Annotated in this window: 18 protein-coding genes; 9 read left to right on the forward strand and 9 right to left on the reverse strand. The window is 40.0% G+C overall.

All coding sequences use genetic code 11. The annotated features are described in order from the left end of the window. Positions 1–402 precede the first annotated feature (402 nt). Both Q8S11_RS08410 and Q8S11_RS08415 read left to right on the forward strand, forming a co-directional pair. Complete coding sequence (locus tag Q8S11_RS08410; RefSeq protein WP_305661643.1) at positions 403–2,400, forward strand: S9 family peptidase; 1,998 nt, start codon at positions 403–405, stop codon at positions 2,398–2,400. Positions 2,401–2,442: 42 nt separating this feature from the next. Then, entirely contained in the window at positions 2,443–2,988 is a 546-nt protein-coding gene (locus tag Q8S11_RS08415; RefSeq protein ID WP_305661644.1) for a GNAT family N-acetyltransferase, read from the forward strand. Between the two features lie 273 nt (positions 2,989–3,261). Here the strand turns inward: Q8S11_RS08415 and Q8S11_RS08420 are convergent, their stop codons facing one another. From Q8S11_RS08420 to Q8S11_RS08435, 4 genes are all read right to left on the reverse strand, one after another. Continuing rightward, a complete protein-coding gene (locus Q8S11_RS08420) occupies positions 3,262–4,683 on the reverse strand; it encodes a Gfo/Idh/MocA family protein (RefSeq protein WP_305661645.1) in 1,422 nt (473 codons plus the stop codon). 129 nt (positions 4,684–4,812) lie between these two features. Continuing rightward, positions 4,813–5,931, reverse strand: a complete 1,119-nt coding sequence (locus tag Q8S11_RS08425) for an amidohydrolase family protein (RefSeq protein ID WP_305661646.1) — start codon at positions 5,929–5,931, stop codon at positions 4,813–4,815. 18 nt (positions 5,932–5,949) lie between these two features. Continuing rightward, on the reverse strand, positions 5,950–7,188 hold the full coding sequence (locus Q8S11_RS08430) for an acyltransferase family protein (RefSeq protein WP_305661647.1): 1,239 nt from the start codon (positions 7,186–7,188) through the stop codon (positions 5,950–5,952). A 14-nt stretch (positions 7,189–7,202) separates the two neighbouring features. Then, positions 7,203–8,324, reverse strand: coding sequence for an amidohydrolase family protein (locus Q8S11_RS08435; RefSeq protein ID WP_305661648.1), 1,122 nt, complete (start codon positions 8,322–8,324; stop codon positions 7,203–7,205). A 209-nt stretch (positions 8,325–8,533) separates the two neighbouring features. Between Q8S11_RS08435 and Q8S11_RS08440 the strand changes: the two genes are divergently transcribed. Beyond that, the gene (locus Q8S11_RS08440) at positions 8,534–9,286 is read left to right on the forward strand and encodes a hypothetical protein (RefSeq protein ID WP_305661649.1); all 753 of its coding nucleotides are present in this window, start codon (positions 8,534–8,536) and stop codon (positions 9,284–9,286) included. A gap of 97 nt (positions 9,287–9,383) precedes the next feature. Further along, positions 9,384–10,157: a zinc-dependent peptidase gene (locus Q8S11_RS08445; protein ID WP_305661650.1), complete on the forward strand. Its 774-nt coding sequence runs from the start codon at positions 9,384–9,386 to the stop codon at positions 10,155–10,157. A 38-nt stretch (positions 10,158–10,195) separates the two neighbouring features. Here Q8S11_RS08445 and Q8S11_RS08450 read toward each other — a convergent pair whose 3' ends face one another. The 5 genes from Q8S11_RS08450 to Q8S11_RS08470 form a co-directional block, all read right to left on the reverse strand. Further along, the gene (locus Q8S11_RS08450; protein WP_305661651.1) at positions 10,196–10,510 is read right to left on the reverse strand and encodes an HPF/RaiA family ribosome-associated protein; all 315 of its coding nucleotides are present in this window, start codon (positions 10,508–10,510) and stop codon (positions 10,196–10,198) included. A 298-nt stretch (positions 10,511–10,808) separates the two neighbouring features. Next, positions 10,809–12,236, reverse strand: coding sequence for a TolC family protein (locus tag Q8S11_RS08455; protein WP_305661652.1), 1,428 nt, complete (start codon positions 12,234–12,236; stop codon positions 10,809–10,811). Continuing rightward, positions 12,214–15,453, reverse strand: coding sequence for an efflux RND transporter permease subunit (locus Q8S11_RS08460; protein WP_305661653.1), 3,240 nt, complete (start codon positions 15,451–15,453; stop codon positions 12,214–12,216). The genes Q8S11_RS08455 and Q8S11_RS08460 overlap by 23 nt, the downstream gene beginning before the upstream one ends. Before the next feature lie 26 nt (positions 15,454–15,479). Then, a complete protein-coding gene (locus tag Q8S11_RS08465) occupies positions 15,480–16,484 on the reverse strand; it encodes an efflux RND transporter periplasmic adaptor subunit (RefSeq protein WP_371135141.1) in 1,005 nt (334 codons plus the stop codon). 195 nt (positions 16,485–16,679) lie between these two features. Then, positions 16,680–17,132, reverse strand: a complete 453-nt coding sequence (locus tag Q8S11_RS08470; RefSeq protein ID WP_305661655.1) for a hypothetical protein — start codon at positions 17,130–17,132, stop codon at positions 16,680–16,682. Positions 17,133–17,415: 283 nt separating this feature from the next. On the opposite strand from Q8S11_RS08470, the gene Q8S11_RS08475 reads away from it, so the two are divergent. The 5 genes from Q8S11_RS08475 (at position 17,416) to Q8S11_RS08495 (ending at position 21,393) form a co-directional block, all read left to right on the forward strand. Beyond that, on the forward strand, positions 17,416–18,048 hold the full coding sequence (locus tag Q8S11_RS08475) for a DUF6266 family protein (protein WP_305661656.1): 633 nt from the start codon (positions 17,416–17,418) through the stop codon (positions 18,046–18,048). A gap of 120 nt (positions 18,049–18,168) precedes the next feature. Further along, on the forward strand, positions 18,169–18,471 hold the full coding sequence (locus tag Q8S11_RS08480) for a DUF1778 domain-containing protein (protein ID WP_305661657.1): 303 nt from the start codon (positions 18,169–18,171) through the stop codon (positions 18,469–18,471). After that, the gene (locus tag Q8S11_RS08485) at positions 18,452–18,955 is read left to right on the forward strand and encodes a GNAT family N-acetyltransferase (protein WP_305661658.1); all 504 of its coding nucleotides are present in this window, start codon (positions 18,452–18,454) and stop codon (positions 18,953–18,955) included. The genes Q8S11_RS08480 and Q8S11_RS08485 overlap by 20 nt, the downstream gene beginning before the upstream one ends. A 194-nt stretch (positions 18,956–19,149) precedes the next feature. Continuing rightward, positions 19,150–20,370, forward strand: a complete 1,221-nt coding sequence (locus tag Q8S11_RS08490) for a nitrous oxide reductase family maturation protein NosD (protein ID WP_305661659.1) — start codon at positions 19,150–19,152, stop codon at positions 20,368–20,370. Between the two features lie 336 nt (positions 20,371–20,706). Further along, positions 20,707–21,393: a serine protease gene (locus Q8S11_RS08495; protein ID WP_305661660.1), complete on the forward strand. Its 687-nt coding sequence runs from the start codon at positions 20,707–20,709 to the stop codon at positions 21,391–21,393. Positions 21,394–21,483 lie beyond the last annotated feature (90 nt).

Below are 21,483 nucleotides of genomic sequence, written 5' to 3' on the forward strand. Positions count from 1 at the left end.
CTATCCCCCAAAAGCAGTCCCGCACTTGCGGGATGACCAAGGCACCTAGGGATTGAAGTCCCGATAGCCATCGGGATTGGCCTTCAAACCTGAGCCGCCCTTCAGCGGCAAAAGCATGAACACCTTTAAAAACATCAAAAACTGGTGAATAACGAATTCGCCCCCCAGCAATGGAGGGAGGCAAGGTTGAGCGGGGCTGTTTATTTTGAAATTAGCTAAAATATTAATCCGAAAAGCCTAGATAGAGATATACTGAATATTATTCAATTTAACCGGACAGCAATGTAATTAATTTGTAAATAAATCTGATTTATTAAGGAGAGAATTCCCCTGAGGCTTATTAACCATAATACTTTATATTAGTATTAAAAATTCAACAAAACTCCATTAAGAAATCATTCCATGAAAAGAATTTCCCTAATCACCCTGCTAATCCTCGGAATTAGCAACATCAACGCTCAAACAAAAAGCAACTGGTCGCCCGAGCAAACTATTACACATAAGGGAATCAGCTCAGTAAGGGTATCTCCGGATGGAAAAAAAGTGATTTATGCAGTAAGAGAGCTAAAAACAATTGAAGGCAAAAGCGAGTTTATCAGTCATCTTTTTATATCAGACAACAATAATACGAATACCATTCAGCTTACACACGGTGAGAAGAATAACATAAATCCCAAATGGAGTCCGGATGGAAAACAGATTGCATTCGTCAGCAACCGTGATGGGAAAAACAACCTATACCTCCTGAAATTAGGAGGAGGTGAAGCAGAACGCTTAACTGACCTGAAAACCGGAATTAACGATTTTAAGTGGAGTTCAAGAGGAAATCATATTGCATTTACCAGTGCGGATGCTGAAACTGAAGAAGAGGGTAGCAACAAGAAATCCGGGAACGACTGGTATTTTATGAATGAAAAGTTTAAGCAGGGACGACTCTACTTGCTTCCGCTAAATAAAAAATCTAAGGAAGGAATGCCTCAGGTTACAGCTTTGAGTAAGGAGAACAGGCATATTAATTCCTTTGGCTGGAGCCCGGATGATCAATGGATTGCCTATGCTCATGCGGCCTCTGCAGGCGTTGAAGATAATACTCTCTGTGATATATCGATGATCAATGTCAGTTCAGGTGAAGTTAAGGTTATTGCCAATACCGCTGTAGGTGAAAATCAACCCATGTTCAGTCCTGATGGTAATTTCATAGCCTATTACAATCTGGATGAAAAAGGAATTTGGGGGGGCACAACCTCTGTGAAAATTTTCTCAGTTAAAGATGGTAAAATACAAACCTTAGCCGATACCCCTAATGGTCCGGCAGAACTTATTGGCTGGAGCAGCGATGGTAAGTCAGTTTTTACACTTGAGCCATTCCATACCAGTTCCAGAATATTCAGGCTGAGCAGCGATGGAAAACAGGCAATTGAATGGAATCCAGGAATGAAAGGGGTTTTGGGCGGCATTGAATTGAATGTGAAAGGCACTCATTTCGGTTTTATGCTTCAGAATACGGCTATTCCTCAGGATGGCTATATTAGTAGTTCGGGCAGCTTCTCGCCGGTAAAAATAAGTACTATTAATCCAGAACTAGCTGATAGGCCAGTTCCGAAAACTGATCTGATTAAATGGAAGAGCTTTGATGGAATGGAAATTGAAGGACTTTTAACCTATCCGCTAAACTATGAGGCAGGGAAAAAATATCCCTTTATTCTCAATATTCATGGTGGTCCGGCAGGCGTATTCAGTGAAAATTTCATTGCAGGATCGGCTGTTTACCCACTGGCCGCTATTGCAGAAAATGACATTTTCCTCCTCAGACCAAATCCGAGAGGATCAAATGGCTATGGATTGAAATTCAGAGTAGCCAATCACCGCGACTGGGGTGGTGGCGATTATAAAGATTTGATGGCAGGTGTTGATTATGTTATTTCAAAAGGATGGGCGGATCCGGAAAAGATGGGTGTGATGGGCTGGAGTTATGGTGGATTTATGAGCAGTTGGATTGTTGGGCATACCAACCGCTTTAAAGTTGCAAGCATCGGGGCTCCTGTAGTCGATTTGGTTACTCAGGACCTGACAGATGATATTCCAGGTTTTCTTCCTTCTTATATGGAAAAACAACCTTATGAAGATTGGTCGGTATATGACGAACATTCACCCTTACGGTTTGTACAAAATGTAAAAACTCCAGTGCTCTTGCAGCATGGCGAGGCAGATATCAGGGTGCCATTCAGTCAGGGATTAATGTATTATAATGCCTTAAAACGCAGGGGGGTGCCTGTGCGATTTCTGGTACTCCCAAGACAACCCCATGGCCCTGTAGAGCCGGCTATGATTCTCAAAACCGCTCAGACTAATCTGAGTTGGATGCTGCATTATTTGAAAGGTAAAGAATTAGGATTTTAATTTGACTATTGGGAGGCAAGGTGCCAGGAACATCAAAAACCGATGATTATTGATAAGCAATACATTTTTAAATCTACACGCCTGGGATTCAGGAACTGGATTGAGAGCGATATTGAATTGATGGCAGCAATCAATGCTGATGAAATAGTTATGGAGTTCTTTCCCGGAATTGCAACAAAAGATCAGACCATTGAATTTATTGAAAAGATGCAACAGCAATTTGCAGAAAATAGCTTTTGTTATTTCGCAGTGGATAAGCTTGAGAATAATGCGTTCATTGGTTTTATCGGTCTGTCTGAAAAGTTGTTTGAAGCAGAATTTACACCCTGTATTGACATTGGATGGAGATTAAGTAGTGAAGAATGGAACAAAGGTTATGCTACTGAAGGAGCAAGAAGGTGTTTAGAATACGCTAATGAAATCTTGAAACTTGAAAAAATAGTTTCAATGGCACCTAAAATCAATGTAAAATCGGAAAGTGTGATGAAAAAGATAGGGATGAAAAAGGTTTTGGAGTTTGAACATCCACTGCTGATAAATGATGAAAGGCTGCGGGATTGTGTTTTGTATCAAATTACAAAAAGTTAAGTTTAAACTGCATTTCAAGGTTAATTTTGGTGTTCCCCTTTAAATTCAGAATTAGTGAAGACACTCCGGTTGTCGACCCCGGAGGTGGTCGTATGTTTATAGAAACACAATAAATCCCGTTTTTCGACCCTGAAGGAGTCGCATGTGAACATATTTTTATAAACATTTGACCCATTCTGGGTCATTAGAAAAAAAAATCCAGACGATCGCAATCATCTGGATTTAATTAAACTCTATATCTCATGCTTGGAATAGCTGCGTTAACGCTGTCCGCTAGATCTTAACTTTAGTATCACCACCCTTTTTCAGATCAATATCATGTGGTTCATTCTTTTTCCATGAACCGCGTGTAAAGTCAGGAACATCTACTGAATTGGAACGGTTGTTCACCGACCATTCACTCAGTGGCCAAACTGCACTCCATGAAGCAGCATCATAAACGTCCTGATCAAGAGGTAAACCATTTCTCAGGCAATCAATCAGGCGCCAGTTCATCAAGAAGTCCATTCCTCCATGCCCTCCGACTTTTTTAGCCAGTTCACCCACTTTTCTAACAATATTTGGGGTGTATTTTTCTTCAAGCGCTTTAAACTCTGCTGCATTAACCCATCCTTCATGGCTGTTGGAAATACTAGGTACAGGGTATTTTAAAGCAGTTCCTTTAGTTCCGCTTAACAGGTGTATCCTTGAATAAGGACGTGGAGATGTTACATCGTGCTGAATCATAATGGTCTTTCCCAGAGTAGTACGAATAGTAGTGGTATTCATATTCCCATTAAAGTCTTTGTTGGCAAACTCCTTGTAGAGATCATTTTTTGCTGCCAGTTCTTTCGCACGGGCACCCATCTGGAAATCATTAGTAGAAACGGAGACCAGATAGTCCATCTTGTCGCCACGGTTAATATTCAGGGCCTGACAAACAGGGCCCAGACCATGTGTGGGATAAAGACTACCCTTTCTGGTTGCATTTTCCCTCAGGCGCCACATATCCTGATAACCTTTATCACTGAAGTTTAGGTCGATCAGGTTATGAATATAAGCTCCTTCAGTATGTAAAAGTTCGCCAAAGTAGCCTTGTCTCGACATGTTTAAGGTTAGTAATTCAAAAAAGTCATAACAGCAGTTCTCCAGCATCATACAATGCTTACGTGTACGCTCTGAAGTTTCTACCAATTGCCAGCATTCCTGCATTGAAACAGCAGCAGGAACCTCAATGGTAACGTGTTTACCCTGATTCATTGCATATACGGCCATTGGGACATGCAAATCCCATGGAGTTGCAATATAAACCAGGTCAATATCCTTACGGTCGCATAATTTTTTCCATTCATCCGGGCCACCTGAATAAAGTGTCGGATTATGACTGGTACCATCCAATACTTTCTTTGCTTTCTCAACACTTGCAGCACGCAAATCACATAAAGCTTTGATCTCAGTCCCTTCAATTTTAGAAATTGCATTCAGGTGACTTGGACCCCGCTGACCCAATCCGATAAAGCCCACCCGAACAATTGGGATTTTTGGAGCTGCATACCCACTCATATTAAAGGTCTGTACATGGGAATGCCCATGCATCGAATTCATTGGATTTGATTGCTCTGATTCAGCTGCAAAACCCTGCATTATCCCACCGCCGGCAAGACCAAGCCCAGCCAGACTGCTTATTTTCAAAAAATCTCTACGGTTGTTTTTCATTTTTTCGATATTTTTTCTACTCTTATCCGCTCATGCGGCATTTACAATTATGATCAGACCTGAAATCAGGTTCTAAGTATTATTCCCTTAAAATAAAGTATTATTTGTTATGTCTGCGATTTTTTAATCCTAAATACCCGGAAACCACTTTTCTGCATTTTTACGATAGATCTTATCAATAACCTCCTTCGGTAATTTCAAGCCCTGGATCTTTTCTTTAAAATACGGGACATTCATTTCTTCATCACTCACAAAATACTTCCAGTCACTTAACCTGGTTTCCTGAATATCCTTTTTCAGTTCCACAGGATCTGAATCAGGCCCAACCCAGTCGTCCGTTGCATAAATAAGCCTGTCCTGGTATTTAATCATAAAATCCCTGACCTTCTGTCTTTCCTTTATTGACTGATACTCCAGATGGCAAATCCGCTCAGCCATATCAACCGCCATATTCGGAAACTTATCAAGACGTTTCGCCAGTTCATCTACACTCCATTCCAAACTACCGAGGTGAACACCAACAAAACGGATATTAGGATGCTTTTCAAGCATTTTATCACGGGCATTCACCTGATCCTCATAGGATGGGTATTCGGGATGCAGGAACATATGGTATTCAGGATGCTTACTGAAATAGCTTTTATCTCCTGACACGGTCATTTGATCGACCGGCAACCATGCATTGCGTGGTTCACCCAAATGCCCAACCAGGGTCTTATCACTCTTTTCAATATAATCTATCACCGGATCGAACCGAGGATCATCAATCATCACAAACTTTCCATCCTTATCGCGAAGTTCCATACCAATATTCTTCCAGACCTTAACACCAATTGCTCCATTATCAAATGACCCTTTCAAGTAAGTCAGGGTTTGTGGCAGCCATTTATCGGTTCCCCAATCTGCAACAGTAAAGGTAGTTGCCCAGGCCACCTGATCAGGGTAGGCCTTAACCATCCTTACAGCAACATCCTGCTGATTCTCAACTGTAGGGTAACTGGAGGGATTTACATTCAATGCCAGAAGCCTGAAATTGTCTTCTTTTGCCAGTTGAATAAAAGTAGTATCAAATGCATTGATGTGGGAATGAGTATCATACTTTTCAACATTCTTAAAGTCTTCGAGCGTATAATACTCCGTGTCTGCACTCCCCGACTCAGAAGTAGTTTTAGTTGTCTGGGTACAATTTTGCATGAACGCTGCAAGTGCCAGCATACCGAGATAAGGTGTTTTTGAAAATAAGTTCATGAGTAATAAAATATGGTGCTAAATTTTAATAAATATTTTTCTCTTATACATCCAGTACAGGATCAGCCATTCGAAGAATAGTACCAGTCCGCCGCTAATCAAAGTAGCATAAGCAGGGCCGAGAATCTGATCAAAATTTTTGCCCAGATGAATGAACAGGGAATCATTAATCAGATATCGCATACCTCCATCAGCAATGACATAAGCAGCAATAGAGTTAACCCCAATTACCATCAGAAAGAATGCTCCTTTCTTGCGGTCTCTCATATCAATTAAACTATAAAACAAGGCCAGGAAAAGGAAACATATACCTCCGCTGAAAATGGTCCAGGCTGGTGTCCAGATACGTTTAACGATGGGATTGATACCTGCGAAATGAAGAATGATACCAAGCAGGATTAAACCCATACCAATCAAAATAAAATTATTTAGCTTTTTAAGACCTGTAAGTGATGAATTCAGGATATTTCCTGCCAGCAGGCCTAATACCATGGTGCCGAGGGTAGGTATAAAACTCAGCGTTGAGTAACCTCCACCATTAAATAAAAAGGGATTTTCACGTGGGAAGATATTCATAAACCATTGGTCGAAGGCCCAGGCGAAATTGGTATTTTTATTCCAGTGAGCAGCAAAGCCACTCAGGTTGTGTTCCCAGTTGGCAGTAACCCCGGCTAAAGTATAGTTAAAATCAGCTCCGGGAAGCGGGTAAAGTGCAAAGGCCAGCCAGTAAGCCCCTAAAATAAAGACCAGCATTCCGATTTGTATTCGCTGGGAGTACAGGGATATCAACACCAGAAAAGTATATCCCAAACCGATCTGGGTTAAGGTATCCTCAAATGTCCAGTTGGTTTGTTCAGAACTCATGGATCTTAGAAAGATCCCTAAGAAAATAAGAATAAAAGAACGCTTGATGGTATGTCCGAGAATGTTTTCGAAACTGGCTCCTTTATTCTTTCTGCTTGCTATGGAATAAGGCAAAACCACCCCAACAAGAAAGGTGAAAGAGGGCTGGATCATATCATGTAAACTCAGCCATGTCCATGGCACATGCGACTGATTGAAGCCGATAAACTGCCAGAATTTACTATCGGGCAAGGCTTTCGCAACATCCTGAAGGGAAAGCACTTCGGCCATCATGAGTAGCATTACAAAACCCCGGTAAACATCTATTGATGCTACACGATTTTGAGGCAATGCCGGATTTATTGCAGCCCCTGTTGCCTGAGTATGTTCACGGGATATTTCTGTTTCTTTCATTATTATAATTACTTTTAATTCCCGCTTAGGCGGGATTGAGAAGATTTATTATTGGCTGAAAGCCAGTCCTTAGCATTTTTATAATATATTTTATCAATTACATCTCTTGGTAATTTTAGTCCATTGAGATCTCCAAATCCGGGCAGACTGATTTTATCCTCGGTAACAAAGAAAATCCAGTCGCGCAGCCAGGCATCATGAATATTTTTGGATAAAGCAGCAGGGTCTGCACTTGGATTGATTGCCTTATCAGTACCGTAAACCAGCTTGTCCTGATATTTAATGAAAAAATCACGCGTTTTCTGCCTGTCATTCAAAGTATGCAATTGTAAATTAGTCATTCTTGACAAATCCACATGCATATTCGGAAAGCGGTCCAGGCGTTTGGCCAGTTCAACCAGACTCCATTCCAGACTACCCAAATGGGCCCCTACAAATTTCAAATCCGGATACTTTTCAAGCAGCTTATCCCTTGCCTGGATATGATCCTCATAAGAAGGATATTCAGGGTGCAGATACATATGGTACTCGGGATGAGAACCATAATAGGATTTACTGAAGGTCATTTTATCCAATGGCAGCCAGCAATCCCTTGGTTCGCCATTATGCCCGATCAATGGAATACCATTTTGTACAAGAAATTCGAATATGGGTGCTAAACGTGGATCATCAAGCATCACAAATTTCCCATTCTCATCCCGAAGATCCATACCAATATTTTTCCAGATCTTTACTGCCCGCGCTCCTTTTGAAAGGGAAAGTTTCAAGTCCTTAATGGTATTTTCAGCCCAGCCCTTTTCATTAAAACCCTTGACAGAAAAAGTAGTTGCTACTTCCATTTGGCTTGGGAAATTTTTCAAATGAAGCAAAGCAAATTGCTGCTGTTCGGCCATGGGTAAACCAAAAGGCCTATCATCAACAATATCCAGAAATTGAAAATTATCCTCCTGTGCTAGTTTAATAAAGGTGTTCTCATCCGTATTGATATGAATATGCGTATCAAACTTTTTAACCGATTTAAAATCTTCAACACTGTAATAGCGCTCTTCCTTAAGCCCCCCGTTTTCTGTTGAACTGATGCATCCATGTTGAAAAATTAGTGCAGTCAATACGATAAGGACAGATTTAAGGTTCATTTATTGCTTATTCAAATAATTAAATGTCTCAAATTGCTCCTCTCCCGAATCTATTTGAGTTCTTTAAATTAAATAAAACATTCGGAATTCTATTTTTTTTTAATTCCATTCTGACATTTGCTAATTTGCTCATTTCCACATTTCCTCATTAACCTTTCTAGAATTTTGTTTCTATATTTATCGATATCAGACTAACAGAAACTCAATTAATGTTGAAGAATAGATTAACATCTGCACTCCTGATTTTATTCTTAATCACTATTGTTTTTTACGCAAATGCCCAGAGCATCCCTGCCTCAGGGGATAGCCTTGAACTGAAAAAAAAGACCGGCCGGATGAGTATCACCAACCTGTTTAATACCGGAAGTATGTATTATTTTACAGGGGTTGTGTCCAACAATAAACCTTCATTCGACACTAAGTTTGTGTACGATAACCTGAGGCAAAACTGGGGTGTTTTGTTTTTCAAATCATTCGATCTGGTGGACCGCAAGGATGCAATCAATTACGCGCTGATTGTTCTCAACAAACGTTATTTCATTGGCTCCAGAATAATGATCAGTCCGCAGGCAGGTGCCCAGCTAAACCAGATTGGAACAATCGCCGGACCAGGTACAGATTTCTTAACCAATCTGAGCATCAGCTATAGATTTGCAAAGCACATAACCATCAGTAATGATGCGGTAATGCAGAATCTGGTGTTAACCCATCGGGCAAACTGGACTAACAGAATGAAGCTTCAGTATCAAAAACAGAGTTTTATTATAGCTGCGAATATGTGGCACCGTAATAGGATCTTCAATAATCCCGGTTATTTAGCTGCCGGAAGCTTTGTGTCTTACAGTGGGATAAAATTAAATTCGGTCATGAATCTGGTCATGACATTTTCCCAAATCAAAATTCTGAATGCCGACACACCCAGAAAAAATGGGATGATGCTTTCGGTCGGTCTGGATTTTTGACATTGACATAATACCCCTTTTTATTCAAAAGGCTTAATAATTCAAGTTTTGTCGTTTAGTAATTAAATCATAATTAATCCTTAGTACAATAAATAAGATGATATATTTCATTATACTGATTCTGGCAATTTTTCTGCTTATTTACTTTTCCGCTGCAAAAACGGGAGGGGGAAGGTTAAAATCACCCCAAGGATCTTATAAAAAGCTTTTAAGAGAAGAGGTTGTATTCTACCAAAACCTAAACAATACCGAAAAAATCAATTTTGAAAAAAGAGTGATGGATTTTTTGGAGGAAACACATATTGAAGGTATTGGAACTGAAATTACTGATCTCGATCGCGTGCTGATTGCTTCAAGTGCAATCATTCCGGTTTTTGGCTTTGCAGGTTGGAGGTATAAAAATCTTAGCAATGTGATAATGTACCCAAACACATTCGATAAAGAGTTTCAATTTGAAGGAAACAACAACAGAAGTATCATGGGTATGGTAGGTAGTGGTTTTATGAACGGACAAATGCTTTTATCAAGAGCGGCATTGTATCATGGATTCTCTAAATCATCAGGAAATGAAAATGTGGCAATCCACGAATTTGTTCACCTCCTCGACAAATCTGATGGCAATATAGATGGTATTCCCGAAAACCTGCAAGCACATCAATATGCAATTCCATGGCTCAAAATGATGCAGGAGGAGATGAGTAAAATTGAAAATGGCAAATCGGATATAAATCCTTATGCGCTTACTAATGAAGCAGAGTTTCTTGCTGTCGTCTCAGAATATTTTTTCTCCAGACCAGAAAAATTCAAAGATAATCATCCCGAATTATATAAACAGTTAAGCCTCATTTTTGGCATAAATCTCATCGAATAAACATTTAGTTTATTAAGATCTTTCCTTAATGACTTATCTTAATGATCCTTAAGCCGCCCAATGACGGTATCTAAAGAAGCTTTTAATTTATCCAAAGCACCCTTTAAGGCTTGTTCAACTGTATCAGCATTTTCTGAGACTGCAATTGGTTGCCTTCCTTCTAATCTGGCTTCAATCATGCAGCGATGATCATTTTTTCCTTTTTTTTGTGCATTTTCATCTGATATGTGAACCTCTATTCGGGTTATATAACTATTAAACCGCTCCAAGGAGTCAGAAATGGTATTAGTAAAATAAACGTTTAACCTTTCACTTCCATCTATATTACTATCTGTATTAAACTGGATAATCATAATTTAAAATTAATTTTCAAGTATTTGTATTTTCGTGGATTCGGCTTATATACCCAAGAGCCCGGGCAAATTGATTCTATTTATAACTGCCGGATTTTATTTTTGGTGATCTCAGGATGGTTCTAAGCAACTATTTTCCCAAGATACAATAATTTGGGCTAAGGATTGATAAGTCAGATGAGATTAAATAATAAAAATTAAGCCCGACACATTCGCATCAGGCTTAATTTTTAAGGTACACTCAGATTGTTTGAAAAGAAAATTCAAGTATGAAATCGGTTTAATTTTCAAATCGATTTTAATTCCAGCCTCCTCCCAAAGCCTTATAAATATTGACTTTAGCATTCATCTGTTTCATTTTAATTTCAATTTGCTGCATTCTTGATTCCAGCGCTTCCCTTTGAGTTAACAATACCTCCATATAATCTGCCCTTGCCGAATAAAAGAGACTATTAGATATCGTAATCGATTGTGTTAGTATTTCAACTTCCTTCGATTTTGTTTCATAACTCTTAGCGAAATTGCCGATCCTTGAAAGCTGGTTCACTACTTCGATATGCGCATTCAAAATCGACCGCTCGTAATTATAGACTGCCTGTATCTGCTGCAGGTTAGCATTAAAATATAAAGCCTTAATCGCATTCTTGTTAATTAATGGTGCTACCATATCACCGGCCAGATTGTAAAGAATCGACTCAGGTTTAATAAGATAAGCAGGATTGAATGCACGGAAACCTACTCCGGCCCTAAGCCTGAATGATGGATAAAAGTTTGCTTTTGCTACCTCAACATCAATTTTTGCAGCAGCTAATTCCAGTTCAGCCTGGCGTATATCCGGACGGTTCACCAGCAGTTGTGATGGAATACCACTTTGGATCATATCCAGCGGACTGTTATTAAAGTCCGCTGAATTCCTTGCAATGGGCTGCGGAAAACGACCGGCCAGGAAATTAATCCTGTTCTCTGTTTCGATGATCTTTTGCTGAATTTCATATTGCAAATTAATTGTATTGAGCAGCTGCGCATCAAACCTGTTGACAGCCAACTGGGTAACTTTAGCCGCATCTTTTTGGAGCTTGACCACTCTGAGGGCATTTGTTTGCAGTTCTATATTTTGTTGGATAATAGCCATCAAATTATCAAGTGCCAGCAGCTCATAATACGATTCAGCAATTTCTGCAATGATGTTTGTCACCATAAAGTTTTTCCCTTCGGTGGTCGACAAATATTTCAGCACTGCAGATTTTTTTGCATTTCGTAGTTTATTCCAAACATCAAGCTCCCAGGAGAAGTTAGCCCCTGCAAAGAAATCACCAATGTATTCATGCTCTTTATCGGGATCATGCTTCCAATCTTCCTCCGAAATTCCATCCCAGGTATATTTACCGGCTTTGTCAAGGCCGGCGCCGATACTCAGATTCACAAATGGCAGGTACTCACCTTTACGGGTCATGATTTCGTTCTTGCTCATATCAATTTCCTGCAGGGTTATATTCAGCTCCTGATTATTAAGCAATGCTGTATCAATAATTGCATGCAGATTAGGATCGCTAAAGTATGCTCTCCACTTAATGCTTGTGGAGTTCAGTGTATCCTGCGAATTGTAATAAGCCTTGGGAACTGTTTTGCTTTCCTCTTTCCCGCTAATTGCCGGCACTTTACAGGCACCAAGTCCTACAATACAGAAAAGAAGGATAAGGTATTTAGCTGTTATTATCTTTTTCATTTTTATTTATGATTCGTTTGATAATTTTTTTGATTCGGTTAGTCAGAGCACTTTCAGATCCGCTTTCCACAAATTGTTCACTCAGCGGATTCTCATCTTCATCTTTAATGAGATGTCTGCCTTCCTGCATTCTACCAAAAATGTAGTAAAGACCAGGAACCACAATAACTCCGAAAACAGTACCGAACAACATTCCTCCCAAAGCGGATGCACCAATAGTATGATTACCCACTGCACCCGGACCTGTTGCAATTACCAGCGGAATTAAACCCGCAATAAATGCAAATGAGGTCATTAAGATCGGACGGAAACGGGCTCTTGCACCTTCAATGGCAGCTTCCATAACAGTAGCTCCCTTATTATGTTTCTGAACCGCAAACTCCACAATCAACACCGCGTTTTTACCCAGTAAACCAACCAGCATGATAAGCCCCACCTGGGCATACACATCATTGGCTAAACCCATTACTTTCAGCAAGAGGAATGATCCAAAGATGCCCGGAGGAATAGAAAGTAAAACTGCAAGAGGCAGAAAAAAGCTTTCATATTGTGCTGCGAGGATCAGATACACAATGAAGAGCACTACGATGAAAATGTATAATGCTTCATTCCCTCTTCTAGCTTCATCATAGGAAAGCCCTTCCCATGCAATGTCATAACCATGTGGCAGCGTTTCTTTTGCTACTTCTTTGATTGCCTCAATTGCATCGCCTGAAGAGTAACCCTTTGCCGGCATACCATTGATCAATGATGAGATGTAAAGATTGTAGCGTGCAATTTCATTCGGCCCCTGGGTCTTTTTTATTTTCATAAAAGCAGAGTAAGGAACCATTTCATCACGATTATTTTTTATGAACATGTTCAGAATGTCGGATGGTTGTTTCCTGAACTCGGGACCGGCCTGAGTGTACACTTTGTAATAGTTATTAAAGCGAATGAAACCCTGCTCATAGGTACTTCCAATCATGATGTTCAGGTTTTCCATCGCAGCACCCACTGAAACTCCTTTTTGCACGGCCAGGGCATTATCCACAAATATTTCATACTGCGGATACTTGGCCGAGTAAAAACTAAACAAGCCCTCCAGTTCCTTTCTTTTTCTCAGTGCTGAAACAAAATCTGCATTAATTCTGTCAAACTCCTGGTAATCCACATCACTGCCTTTATCCAGTAATCGCACAGAGAACCCATCCGAGGTACCATAGCCCGGAACAGCAGGAGGTTCAAAGTATTCGATATTTGCAGGAAGGTCTTTTGTTTTTTCTTCTAACTCTTCTACAATTTCCTTTACTGAATGCTCCCGGTCAGACCAGTCTTTTAGATTGATCAAACAGGTACCGGCATTTGACCCCCTGCCTTCGGTAAGAATTTCATACCCCGCAAGGGAAGTAACCGAAGAAACACCATCTACCTCTTTGGCTAAGTGTTGAAGTTTTCTTGAGATTTCATTTGTCCGTTCAAGTGTGGTACCGGGAGGGGTTTGAATGATCGCATAGACCTGTCCCTGATCCTCACTCGGGATAAAGCCGGCGGGAAGAATTTTGTTTATCCCTGCAATGCCAATTCCAAAAGCAATTAAAATTCCATAGGTAATTACCCTTCGGTTTACAATGAGTGTAAGAAACCTGGTGTATTTACCCGTAACACGCTCGAAGGATCTGTTAAACCAATCGAGAAACATATTTATAGGTGTTTTCCGTTTTTGTTTCCCATGCGTATTTTTCAAAAGAATGGCACAAAGCACCGGTGTAAGGGTAAGTGCCACAAAACCTGAAATAACAATAGCCCCTGCCATTGTAAGCGAAAACTGACGATAAAGTACCCCAACCGGTCCGGTCATAAATGCAACCGGAACAAATACCGAAGTCATAACCAGCGTAATGGCAATGATGGCACCACTGATTTCAGCTACAACTTTCTTTACTGCCGGAAATGGAGCGAGATGCTCCTCTTCCATCTTCACATGCACTGCTTCCACGACCACAATCGCATTATCCACCACAATACCAATAGCCAGTACCAAGGCAAAAAGGGTAATGAGGTTAATACTCAAGCCAAAGTATTGCATGAAAATAAATGCACCAATCAGGGATACCGGAACTGCAAGAATAGGAATAAGGGTAGAACGCCAGTCGCCAAGGAAGATGAATACAACCAGAGCAACTAAAATAAACGCTTCAATTAATGTATGTAATACTTTCTCAATAGAAGCATCAACAAACTTTGATACGTCATAGTTGATTTCATAATCTATACCCGGAGGGAAATCTTTTTTTAATTCCTCCAGTTTTATCTTGATTTCGTCTATAACCGTACTGGCATTACTGCCGGGATTTTGCTTCAATACCAGAGAAGCTGAAGGACTACCATCTTTATTGGAATAAATATCGACGAATTCACTACCCACTTCAACTTCACCAATATCTTTCAGCTTTAAAATCTCACCATTAGCGTTCGCCCTGATTACAATGTCCTGATATTGTTCAGGGGTATTGTACCAGCCTTTGTAAGTGAAAACGTATTCCTGAGACTGTGCTGTTTTTCCGGAGCTTAATCCAACCCTACCGGGACGTGCCAATACACTTTGTTCATCAATAGCCTCTAATACTTCTTCGGCAGAAACTTTGTATGCCCGCATCCTTTCAGGATTTAACCATACCCGAATCGCAAATGAACGGCTACCAATTGCCTGTGCAAGACCCATTCCCTTTATCCTTTGAAGTTCAGGCAGGATATAAGTGTTTGCATAGTTGAATAAAAACTTTTCATCAATGCCCTTATCCTTGCTATACAAGTTTAAATACATCAACATACTGGGTTGTAAGGGAGAAATAATTACACCCTCTCTTTGAACCAAAGGAGGAAGATTGGTCATTACCTGATCCACTCTCGATTTTACCCGCACTGCTGCCAGCGTAGGATCAGTACCGGGTTCAAATATCACCTGAAGACTTGCTTCACCTGCACTTGTCGCATCAGAAAGTATGTATTGCATTCCCTGAACACCATTGATCGCGCGCTCAAGAATAGTAAGTGTTGATTTAACGAGAACGTCGGCATTTGAGCCGGGAAACTCAATGAAGATATTTACCCTTGGTGGTGCTATTTCAGGGAATTGGGCTACCGGTGAGGTTTTTATAGCCAATAATCCCAGAAAGACTATTGCCACAGATAAGGCAATAGCAAGAACCGGTCTTTTAATAAATTTATCAAACATATTTTTAAATTTTTTTGGTTCTTAATCTATTCAGCATGTAAATTATTCAGCTCGGTTAATTCTTTCGCAAAAGACACAAACTCATAATTTATCTTCACGTTATTCTTCACTTTGCCTAAACCTTCTGCAAGAATTTTATCATTTGCACTAAGACCGGAAGCAACGACATAGAGGTGAGGCAATTCCTGGGCAATGATGATTTGTTTTGCCTTCAGCACCTTGTTATCGTCGACGACGTAGACGTACTTTTTATCAAGTACATCGAAAGTTGCCCTTTGTGGAATGATGATTGCGTTTTTGAGATTGATTGGCATTAGTATATTTCCGGTTCCACCATGACGGAGTATGCCTTTCGGATTAGGAAATGTTGCCCTGAAAGCAATGTTTCCTGTTTCGTTATTAAAATCGGCTTCAATGGTCTCTACTACACCCGGAACATCAAACTGCTCATTGTTGGCCATTTTAAGGAGTACATTTTTTGTGGTTTCTGATTTTGCCTTTTTGACATAATCGAGATATTCAGCTTCAGGAACGTTGAAATAAACCCACATCCGGCTGTTATCAGAAAGAGTAGTGAGCAATTCACCCTCTTCAATCAGACTTCCAATACGTTTTTGAAAGCGGTCCATTATGCCATCGAAAGGAGCACGTATTTCAGTGAAGCCTAAATGAGCTTCTGCCAGGGCCAGCTCAGCCTTTGCTTTGTCGAGTGTGGCTTTTGCAAGTGCCAGTTCATTTGGCGATACCACATTATTGTCGGCGAGGCTTTTGGTATTTTTGTACTCGATCTCAGCAAAATTCATTTCTGCTTTTGCTTTCGCCACCTCGGCCTGGTAAATAAGCGGCATGATCTTGAACATCAGCTGACCCTTCTTTAAGAATTGTCCCTCGTCTACATAAATGGTCTGAAGAAAGCCCCGTTCCTGTGATCTGATTTCAATATGATTAATAGATTGGATCTGGCTTACGTACTCCTTATAAAGGAAAGTATCTCTTTCAACTGGGCTGGTCACCAAAAACTTAGTTTCCATTTCCTTTTTGTGCTCCTGGGTTGTGCAGCTAGTATAAATTAATAGTGATAACAAACAATTGAGAATGAATATCCTCTTCATAATAATTTTGATTTAAGTTAATTAACAGGAAGATCCAGCCAGCAGACCGGACGAACAGATAAGTTTTCTGACACGAGATATCCCGCACAGAAGAAATAATGAGAAATTAATTAACTAAGAGAGAAAGGTTCGCCAGGCGTGGTATAGGATAAAAAGAGGAACTTTAGCCTGTTTGTGGTTTAAGTTTAAAACCGATAAAAATGAATCTGATCTGAATGATTTATATAATTCTGGTTCAAATGAACTGGTCCAGTAGAGTTTGTTTTCATCTTCCTCCTTATCCTCATTCAGCCAGTCCTTATGCGCCGTTTCAAAAGGCAGATGGGATGGGCTATGGATGGTATTGGATGAAAAAGCGGTTTGATGAATTGAGCTGATACGCTGAATCCGATTTTCATTAGCCTGGGTATGGGCAGTCTGTCCGAAAAAGTAAAAAAGTGCAAGAAAAGCAATTATGCCGTATTTCAAATTTGTACCCATGGACAAATGAAAATGACTATAGACCTTTAGAATCTTGCTTTTTGTAAACATTCCTTCGGTGAAAATACAAAAGAATTCTATATCCAAAAATAAGTTCTTGAATTTTAGGCAAATGCATGTATTTTTTTACAAGAAGAACCCTTATTGTGAATTATTCACCGATCCATAAGCTAAACAGATAGTGTATATGACATGATATAGAAACATGGATACCCTATAGTAGAAAAACTCATAGTAAACGCATACAAAACACTAGGTAAACATAGTTGTATCAGGGTTTGCCCAGTGTTTACTTAGTGTATATTAAAAGTTAAATTTCAATTTTTATTGAATTATTCTTATATTCAATACAGACATAAACCATAGTATTATGGCAAGATTGATCAATGGCATCAACGGACCCTTCATAGGAAAGGCAGGATCTGTGATTGGTTATACCGTAAATGGTGTAGGGTATATGAAGGGCCTTTATAAAAAAAGGACCAAAAAACCCAAGGAAGGAGAGATCCTTAACCGCAAGAAATTTGCAGCTGCCCATGCCTGGCTCCTGCCTCTTTTAGATTTTGTCAGGGTAGGATTCAAGGGTTATAATGAACGATTTCAGGGTTTTGCAGCAGCCAAATCGTGGCTTTTGAAGAATTGCATGCAGGTAATTGATGGGGAGATCCGGATTGATCCGGCTCTTGTAAAAATCAGTTCAGGGGATTTACCCCTTCCAGAAAATATACAATGCAGCCTGCAGGGACCGAACACTTTAAGAATTAGCTGGACCCCAAAAAGGGAACGGGGCTTTTTATATGATCAGGCCATGGTATTGGCTTACCGACTGGAATTCGGTCCATATGGTCAACTTTTAGCTGGTGACAGAACTTCAGGTGAAGTACTTGTACCTGTTGACCCCTCGCCAGAGCCCTATCATGTTTACCTGGCCTTTATTGCTGCCGACCGGAGCAGGCAATCGGATAGCGTGTATTTGGGGGAGTTTTGGGTTAGAGAATCTTAAGAGGAGGATTTTACAAATCACTGGTTTCCAGTAAAAGCTTATATTGATTTGTACGGTAAACTTACGTACATTTGCCATAAGAATTAAAAAAGAATTATTAGAAGAAAATATCTCAATAAAATGGCAACAGTAATTAACGATAGAATAGATGTTCGCATTAGCAAAGAACAAAAGGAGTTAATTAAGTATGCATCTGAATTAAGCGGATTTAAGAGTCTTTCTGAATTTATTGTTTTTCATATCCAGGCGCAGGCAAACCAAATCATAAAGGATAGCAATACCATTCTACACACGATTGAGGATAAAAAGATATTTTTAGAAGCATTATTAAATCCACCAGCTCCCAATGATGCACTTAAGCAGGCTCGTTTAGATTATTTAAAATTTAAGGAGAGCGAAAAAAGTGGAAATAGTACTCCTTGAAAAGCACCATAATCGGGAAAGTTTTAACAGCAACAACCTGCTTTTAGATGAATACATCAAAAAGCAAGCCTCACAGGATGTTAAGAGAGTCCTATCAGCTTGCTACGTTTTAACAGATAATGAATGCAAAGTTTTAGCCTATTATACCCTTTCAAGTAATTCTATTCCACGGGAAGGTTTACCCGAAGAATTGCTGAAAAAGCTCATACTTCCACCAAGCTACCAAAACCTACCGGCCATCATGTTAGGCAGACTCGCAGTTGATCAGGAACACAAAGGAAAAGGTTATGGTAAGTTCCTTTTACAGGATGCCTTTGAAAAGTGTCTGCTCGCCGCAGATTCCATTGGAAGCCTGGCCATCATCGTCGACCCGATAGATGATTCCGCGGCAGCATTTTACAAAAAGTACGGTTTTATCCATTTGGAAGGCAGTTCAAGGATGTTTATTCCAATGAAAACAATCAGAGAACTTATTAACCCATAGAATATAATTTTTCCTAAAATTGATTATGCGATAATGAATTACACATTGGGTTTCAAAAAGCGGAAAAAGCTTTTTGCCGCCCATAATTAATTGATTATTATTATAGTATGAAACCATCATGATTTTTCCAATCACACAGATGAATGAATAAAATCATGATAGCTTCATCGCCTTTAAAAAACAAAAATATATAGATGAAAAACATACTATACCCCTTATTCAGAAATGCGCTTCTGATCTTATTTATAAATAGCCTGATTGGTACTGTTTTCGCGCAAACCGCAGCTATAAGCATTGATGCAGCTAAGTACAGCACGCTGCAGCAGGCTGTGGATGCTCTCCCGGCCAGTGGAGGTATTGTCAATATTCCTCCGGGGAATTATGAGATAACAAAACCTCTTTTGCTTAAGACAGAGAATACCCGTCTTGTAGGTTCAGGTGGTTCAACGCATCTGATCAATAAGAACACTTCCGGTGAGCCGGCTATTATTGTAGGTTCTGGCAAGGGCCAATTGTTCAGGCTTGAGTTGAGTGGTTTTCGCATAAGTGGTAATCCTAAGAGCGGCGATGGAATTTACATGGAAAAGGTACAGGAGTTAATGATCACAGATATGACGATCGATTATAACGGGGGTCATGGAATTAACATGAAAGACTGCACGGAAAACCCAAGAATTGCAAATTGTAACCTGAACTATAATTCAAAAGCTGGTATAAACATTGACGGAGGACACGATATCGTCGTAAGTGGAAACCAGTTTGAAGAAAACCAGGATGCACTGCGGATTAAGGATGGCTTTAACCTGACCATGACAGGTAATAATATTGATGATCATCTCAGGCATGGCATTGTAGTAGAGAATACTTATGGCTCAATAATTTCGAGTAATATGATTGAGGAGTGCCAGGGGACTGCCATTATCCTGACGGCACCTGTTACTCCTGCCAATCGTTTTTGTTATGGAATTACTATTAGCGCGAATGTTATTGCACATCATTTAGGCGGTGGTATCGAGTTGAACAACGCCTGGGGATGTGCGGTCTCGGCCAATACCTTTACCCTGGTCCATAACTTTTCTATTCTGGCCGGGCCCGGTACCGGAGGTATTACAATTACCGGCAATAACTTTAGCAATAGTCGGGGCAAGCTGGGCGCCCGTAATGAGAAAAACCCCTTCACATTTGATGTAGGTTCCGGTGTAATTTTAAAGGGTGCTTCAGATATCACGATCTCGGGTAATTTCTTTGGCAAGCTTACAACGGAAGCAATTAAAGCCGACGATACAAGCAGCGGCATCCTTGTTAGCGGAAACCTCCTGACTGAACTGAATCAGGGTGCTCAGGAAGGTAAAAAAGCGATTGATTTGGGCGGGGCGAAAGATGTTATGGTGAAGGATAATTTGATTAGGAAGTAAGGTCAGGGGGCTTTGGTTAAATGGCTTAATGGGGTAGAGCTTTAAATTCATTTAAGGAGTCAAAAGACTCCTTGCCATTGGACAATCCGTAGAGGCGCTTCGCTAAACTCTACGGACAGTAGGTTTAATAGCTGTTGTGCTAAAAAATCAATTTTCGTAATCGCTGGAAACTCTATGGACAGTGGGGCTTTTAAGTACCTAGTTTCAAAATAGTTCCCGGTACGAAGCTCATTAAGGATCATTACCAAATATAACCAATTACCTTTTACATCTTAATTGACATATATTTAAGTACAGATTACTAAAATGAAAATAATCGTTATAATATTCTTAGCCATGATAAACCCTTTTGCAGCTGCTGCACAAGATCAACTGACCCAGAACTTTCTAGCCCGAACCTTTATGCTAAAGTACGGATCGGGAACAGCTTCTGGATTTCTAATCCGATATAAAAATTTAGATTATTTGGTCACTGCTAAACACATTTTTGGAAATGACGATAAGCGAGGCTTATTAGTTAATATAGGCAAGGGTTGGCACAAAATAGAGGGCAAGATATACTACCATACCAATAAGCAGATTGACATCGCGGTAGTTAAAGTATCAAATATAACCGTCGATAAAGAAGGAATCGAATTAGAAGATTATAGTGTTGCGTTAGGGGAATGGGCCTATTTTCTTGGGTTCCCCTATGGCTTATCCACAGACGATAACAGTAACATCAATGCAGGAATTCCCATGCCATTTATCAAAAGAGCTGCATTATCATCGATGAGTACTACAGGTAGCGCGATTACACTTGTACTTGACGGACACAATAATCCGGGGTTCTCCGGCGGACCAGTAATAATCAAAAATCTTAAAACGAATAAGCCTACAATTGCGGGAGTTATTTCAGGTTATATACCTCAAACAAATAAGTTAGTAACTCCCGCTGGTACATGGGATTATTCTGAAAACTCGGGTATCATCATCGCCTATGGCACAAAACATGTTATCGAAATAATCGACGAGATTAGGTAGTTTCCTCTCCTGTCCGTAGTCTTAAGCGCAGCGAGACTACGGATTATCCAATAAACAGGAGTCTTAGACTCCGTTTCTATACCCACAGCT

The sequence above is a fragment of the Daejeonella sp. genome (genome assembly GCF_030695525.1).
GTDB lineage: Bacteria > Bacteroidota > Bacteroidia > Sphingobacteriales > Sphingobacteriaceae > Daejeonella.

Excerpts from the sequence above, each read along its gene's own strand:
- Q8S11_RS08410 (WP_305661643.1), top strand. The coding sequence starts at position 403 with ATGAAAAGAATTTCCCTAATCACCCTGCTAATCCTCGGAATTAGCAAC.
- Q8S11_RS08415 (WP_305661644.1), top strand. The coding sequence starts at position 2,443 with ATGATTATTGATAAGCAATACATTTTTAAATCTACACGCCTGGGATTC.
- Q8S11_RS08420 (WP_305661645.1), bottom strand. The coding sequence starts at position 4,683 with ATGAAAAACAACCGTAGAGATTTTTTGAAAATAAGCAGTCTGGCTGGG.
- Q8S11_RS08425 (WP_305661646.1), bottom strand. The coding sequence starts at position 5,931 with ATGAACTTATTTTCAAAAACACCTTATCTCGGTATGCTGGCACTTGCA.
- Q8S11_RS08430 (WP_305661647.1), bottom strand. The coding sequence starts at position 7,188 with ATGAAAGAAACAGAAATATCCCGTGAACATACTCAGGCAACAGGGGCT.
- Q8S11_RS08435 (WP_305661648.1), bottom strand. The coding sequence starts at position 8,324 with ATGAACCTTAAATCTGTCCTTATCGTATTGACTGCACTAATTTTTCAA.
- Q8S11_RS08440 (WP_305661649.1), top strand. The coding sequence starts at position 8,534 with ATGTTGAAGAATAGATTAACATCTGCACTCCTGATTTTATTCTTAATC.
- Q8S11_RS08445 (WP_305661650.1), top strand. The coding sequence starts at position 9,384 with ATGATATATTTCATTATACTGATTCTGGCAATTTTTCTGCTTATTTAC.
- Q8S11_RS08450 (WP_305661651.1), bottom strand. The coding sequence starts at position 10,510 with ATGATTATCCAGTTTAATACAGATAGTAATATAGATGGAAGTGAAAGG.
- Q8S11_RS08455 (WP_305661652.1), bottom strand. The coding sequence starts at position 12,236 with ATGAAAAAGATAATAACAGCTAAATACCTTATCCTTCTTTTCTGTATT.
- Q8S11_RS08460 (WP_305661653.1), bottom strand. The coding sequence starts at position 15,453 with ATGTTTGATAAATTTATTAAAAGACCGGTTCTTGCTATTGCCTTATCT.
- Q8S11_RS08465 (WP_371135141.1), bottom strand. The coding sequence starts at position 16,484 with ATGGAAACTAAGTTTTTGGTGACCAGCCCAGTTGAAAGAGATACTTTC.
- Q8S11_RS08475 (WP_305661656.1), top strand. The coding sequence starts at position 17,416 with ATGGCAAGATTGATCAATGGCATCAACGGACCCTTCATAGGAAAGGCA.
- Q8S11_RS08480 (WP_305661657.1), top strand. The coding sequence starts at position 18,169 with ATGGCAACAGTAATTAACGATAGAATAGATGTTCGCATTAGCAAAGAA.
- Q8S11_RS08490 (WP_305661659.1), top strand. The coding sequence starts at position 19,150 with ATGAAAAACATACTATACCCCTTATTCAGAAATGCGCTTCTGATCTTA.
- Q8S11_RS08495 (WP_305661660.1), top strand. The coding sequence starts at position 20,707 with ATGATAAACCCTTTTGCAGCTGCTGCACAAGATCAACTGACCCAGAAC.